The organism is Parabacteroides sp. 52 (genome assembly GCF_010500925.1).
In the GTDB taxonomy this organism is placed as follows: Bacteria; Bacteroidota; Bacteroidia; order Bacteroidales; family Tannerellaceae; genus QVMG01.
In genome coordinates this window covers 1-5,245 of record NZ_QVMG01000039.1, presented here as the reverse complement: position 1 = coordinate 5,245, position 5,245 = coordinate 1, and the positions used below count along the sequence as shown (strand labels likewise).

Below are 5,245 nucleotides of genomic sequence, written 5' to 3'. Positions count from 1 at the left end.
GATAATTAATTGTTGATTATAAATTGTAAATTATAATCCTTCATGCTTCACGCATCATTCATCACTAACCACTAATCACTAATCACTAACCACTCATCGTTAATCGTTAACCGTTAATCATTAATCGTTAATAACCTTCATCCTCTCCAGTATCTCGTAAACAGCCGGGCAGGTCTCTGCGTTTTTGACTGTCAGTGCATGGATTTGGTAGAACTTTTTCCGGTTGGTGTGGGGGTATTCGCGGCAAGCCTTGGGGCGGTTTTCGTATATGCTGCAATAATTATCGGCGCAGAGAAAGGGGCAGGGCATTTCTTTAAAGACATAGTCTTTGTCTTCGTCCACGCGCAGGTAACGGGCAACTACCTCCTGGGGTTTCAGTCGCAAGGCCGATCCGATCCGTTCGATATCGCGGTCGGTCAATCGGGGACCCAGTGTGCGGCAGCAGTTGGCGCATGCCAGGCAGTCGGTTTCGTCGAACACTTCTTCATGCAGGGCATGTATCGTATCGTCTAATTCGCGCAATCGACTTTTTTTTATTCTTTTAAAAAACAAGAGGGTCTCTTTTTCTACCTTTTTTGCCTTTTCCCGGAGAGAGGTAATGTCCATTTTTTTTGTTTTTTTATCATTGTTTTGATGGGGCAAAAGTATAAAATTTCTACTTTTGTCCGCAGAATGTGACCTGTTAAATCTGATGGACGGGTGTGTTCTTTCATGAATATATAATAATGTACGCACGTACATAATATATAAGCGGACTCTATTGGGGGACAATTTGTATGGAAAAAAACAGCTTTGTACAGAAACCGGGCGTTTCGTTGGCTAAACCACCGGTTTGGTTGGGAATAAGCCCCACGTTGATAAAAAAGCCCTTCCGGACAACAAAAAAAGAAACAAAGGGGTTGCAGGTATAAAATGAATATGTACCTTTGCAATTGACTATGTTGCTTTTTGTGGCGTGTTCTTTGGAACAGGTGGACAGGAAAAACAAGAAATAGAAAAAAATAAACAAATGAGAATTTTAAATTACTTAAGTATTAATATTAATTTATCGATTATGAACAAAAGGTTTTTTACTTTTGCTGCCGGTCTTTTCTTGGCAGGTTCGTTATCAGTAGCAAGCGCTCAAGCTAACCATGGTGGTTTGGGTACAGTTGCTGGTGCAGAAATTCCTTATCGTACACAGTTGACTCAGTCTGATGTGTTCGATGTAACTAACAATGATTATGGTGTAAAAACAATTGAAGCCGGAAAATGGTATCAATTGGAAGTGGGTACACATGGTACACCTGTATCTGCAACACCGGATAGCGATGCTAAAGTGTTGGTTCAGGTACGTGATTACAACACCGGAGAATTGACATTGAAAGTTGTTTCTCAAAAAAATCTGTCAACTGGTACAGCTACTCCGGCAACAAATGACTGGGTCGGAGCAGATGCTTCTGGTAACTATTCATTGAACGCTTCTTTGTGGAAAATTGAAGTTGTTAGCAAACATCAGGGTGCTTACATGTTCAAATTTACAAACAAAGAAACTGGTTATGAGTTGTCTTACAACTGTCCGGATGCTGTGAATTTGACAGCAGTTGCAGACTTGACTAACCAATCTAGAGGTCCTAAAGTAAATGCAGCTTCAGCTACAATTAACAAAAGTGGTATGAACGCATGGAGATGGTATACAACAGACTACAATGCAACAGCTGTATTCGGTGGTGCTAAATTGTATACATTCAACCATAACAATGAAAAAGTTCTTGGTCTTGCTGCAAAAGCAGATGGTGATGTTGTATTAGTAGACATCCCTGCTTCTTTAGTTGTAGGTAATCAAGGAAATCAGATGATCGCTGCTTATAAAGTGTTGAACTTCACAGTTCGTAACGCTGGTGCACGCGTATTAAACGCTGCTGACCTTAATACAATGATCGATGCTGATAATTCTTGGAAAAACAGAACAAACAGCTTAGGTGCTGCATTTGCAGAAGCTGCTGGTTTCTCTAACAACAACCTGTTCTCAGGTAAATATATAGCTATCGATACTGAAATTGCAGATTATTTGAATACTGACTATGCTGCTTCTCCTTATGCAGGTTATAGCATTGTATTGAAAAAAGGTGCTGACAAATATTTCATGGTAGCTACAGACAAAACTTATGAGTCTGACAAATTGCCTTCAGAGCATGGTGGTTTGGTTGTAGAAGATGCTGCATATGCAGTAGGAACTGGAACAGCTCTTACTATCGCTCCTATGACAGCTTTGAAAGCTCGTTACCACTGGAAAGTTACTTATTACCCAACTCCTGACAGCTTGGTGTTTGAACCATTGAATGCTTCTTTCGTTGGTACTGAAGATAAGAAAGCTAATAAAAAGTGGGCTGATACTGACTTAGCTACAGCTGCAAAAGAATATTTCTACAATACTGTAAATGCGGGTGCTGCTCACGTTCTTGGTGCTGCTGCTGCTACAACGAACGTTCCTTTCAACAAACCTCAATTGGTTCCGGTTGCTCTTACTTTGATGAACTATACTGGTACTATTGACAATAAGACAGTATTAACTGTAGGTCAATCTAAAAACACAGCTACGGTTGCTCCTCGTACTGACAAATACGGTCGTCCTTTGTTGACTGATGTTGTTGCTCAAATGGGTGTTAAGATCCAATTCAAACACAAATATTCTTATTTGACTCGTACTTCTTTGGAAGATGGTTTGTATTATATCAACCTGAGCGTAGAAGATGACAGCAAGAGAACAGATTATCGTAAAAACGGTATGAACCTTGTTTATAACATGTGGGGACAATTGATGTATGACAGAAAAGATGATTATCAAAACTATGATCATATGCCTGCTACTCAATGGATCATCGAACGTGATACTTGTTTCGATGCGGCTACTCCTTATGTAACAATCAAAAACCGTGAATATGCTGATGGTATCTTGTTCCATGGTCAGTTATATGATGCTGGTAAAGGAAAATATTACATCATCAATCACCAAGATTATGATCACGTTGCTCTTTCTTCTGGTAAATTCAACTCAAACACACTGTCTTGTGCAGATACTTTGACATTTACTCAGATTACAGACAAAGCAATCATTGAAGATCAATTTATTGGTTACAAACATTTCGATTTCGAAAACTTGAAATACGAAGCTTGGTCAATCAAATATCTGACTGCAGATACTTATGGTGTACCTACAACTGATAAATATTTGAACGTAAACGAAAACGATGGTTATCTGAACGTTAACACAAATGAATGGAGAAACTTCGAAGTAGATTCATTGTTTGAAGCTGTTCCTTTTGGTAACAAAGGTGCTGGTACAAAACAATTGTACAGAACTGTATATACACTGAAAGTGAAAGATAACAACCTGATTGATAATGGTTGGAAATATGTAGTAGTGAAAGAAGATGGTAATGGTAACTCTTACTATCAGATGGCTCATCTGAAAGATGTAGACGGAAGAAACGTTAAGTTAGGTACATTCTACTTCAAAGCTGACCAAATCACAAAAGACGGAGATCCTGCTTATGTATTGGTAGATGCTACTACTTGGAGTACTACTGCTAACTTGAAGAAAGAAGCTTGGGTTACTACAGACGCTACTAAGCCTTATAACGAAAATCAACCTAAATTGGCTGAACTTTACAGAGACATCAAAGCTGGTGATATCTTCCATGCTTACATGCCTATTCCTTACAAATACAAGGATAATGGTTATAAGAGATTGGATGTTAAAGATCAAACTACAAAAATATCTTTCATGACATTAGATACAGATCCTATGGATCGTACTTCTGCCTTCGTATTTGTAAATGATCCTCGTCCATTGTATATGCCTATCGGTGCTGACGTAAGAGACCTTAACGGTAACGTTAATATCTATGCGAAGAGAGGTTCTGCTAAAGAATATTTATTCGAAGATGGTAACAACGGTAACTCTGCTCAGATTGCAGAAGGTACTTATGTAAAAGGATTCGGTTATCTGGGTCAAACAGCAGAAGGTGTGAAACCAGTAGGTGCTTCAAAAACTACTGCTCTTTATGTAGACTCTGTAATCAACTCTAAATTCCGTATGCCTCAATACCTGTTGGCTGTTGCAGTTGACAGTGTAAAAGATGGTCGCTGGTGTAACACGAACGAGCACGGTTACTTCCCATCAGAAAAAGCTGCTGATGAAGAAGATGCTACTCACCACGTATTCTACAACGGTTATGTTGCTGGTCGTTTCTTGGTTAACTTGAATGACTCTATCAAAACTGACGGTCACGGTATGTTAGAAAACGGTGCTAAATATACATTCAGAAACTTAGTTCGTTTAGGTTTCGTTGAAGGTATCCACATGAACGTAACAAAAGCGGAAGCTGCTTCTAAAGACAATGCATTCGGATTTGGTGAAGGTGAATATTTGTTCATCCTGAAAAACAATATCACATTGGAAGACTTGAAGAGCAAATGGTCTGATGGTGAAGGTCACAACGTAGTTAATCCTACTGCTTTGAATAAAGCGATTAAAGACGGAAAAGTACTTGTTAACAAATTAGACGGAGCTCACAAAAACTATGCATTCTCATTCCGTTATACTGACGATGAGCACAAAAATGTATTGTTAGAGTCTCAAGGTCTTGGCAAGAAAGCATTCATCGGATGTTTCAGCGAAGCAAGTTGGGTACAAATCTTAGATGGTACTCCAGTATTGACTCAGAGTGAAACTATCAACGGTGACCACACTTCAATTGACGGTAATGACAATCTGAAAGGTTTGATCGCTCAAGCTCAGATCTACAATGTTGAAAAAACAGATAAGATTGCAACTGACAACGAAGAAATTAACACAACTTCTGTAGTTATTACAGCTGTTGACGGTGGTGTTAAGGTAACTAACGCTGCTGGTAAGAAAGTAGCTATCAGCAATATCTTAGGACAAACTGTAGCTAACACTACACTGAAATCAGATGACGCTTCTATCCCAGTATCTGCTGGTATCGTAGTTGTAGCTGTTGAAGGTGAAGATGCAGTTAAAGTTATCGTTAGATAATTAGTTTCGATAAACTGAAACTTTATATAATAAAATCCCCTGTCGGTTTCCGGCAGGGGATTTTTTTGTTAGGGAAGATTGAGGCAATGAAGAGCCTCCCGGGAAGTAATGGATACTTCAGATAATTTGAGATTGGATTGGTGATGAGTGATTAACGATTAGTGATTAACGATTAACGATTAACGATGAGTGGTTAGTGATTAG

Annotated in this window: 2 protein-coding genes; one reads left to right on the top strand and one right to left on the bottom strand. The window is 39.0% G+C overall.

Features of this window, described 5'->3' with window-relative positions; genetic code table 11:
* Nucleotides 1-120 precede the first annotated feature (120 nt).
* A complete protein-coding gene (locus tag D0T51_RS11965; protein ID WP_163729602.1) occupies nucleotides 121-606 on the bottom strand; it encodes a YkgJ family cysteine cluster protein in 486 nt (161 codons plus the stop codon).
* Nucleotides 607-1,009: 403 nt separating this feature from the next.
* Between D0T51_RS11965 and D0T51_RS11960 the strand changes: the two genes are divergently transcribed.
* Nucleotides 1,010-5,041, top strand: coding sequence for a DUF6383 domain-containing protein (locus D0T51_RS11960; RefSeq protein ID WP_163729600.1), 4,032 nt, complete (start codon nucleotides 1,010-1,012; stop codon nucleotides 5,039-5,041).
* Nucleotides 5,042-5,245: the final 204 nt, after the last annotated feature.

Coding starts and splice junctions, on each gene's coding strand:
- D0T51_RS11965 (WP_163729602.1), bottom strand. CDS start 606: ATGGACATTACCTCTCTCCGGGAAAAGGCAAAAAAGGTAGAAAAAGAG.
- D0T51_RS11960 (WP_163729600.1), top strand. CDS start 1,010: ATGAGAATTTTAAATTACTTAAGTATTAATATTAATTTATCGATTATG.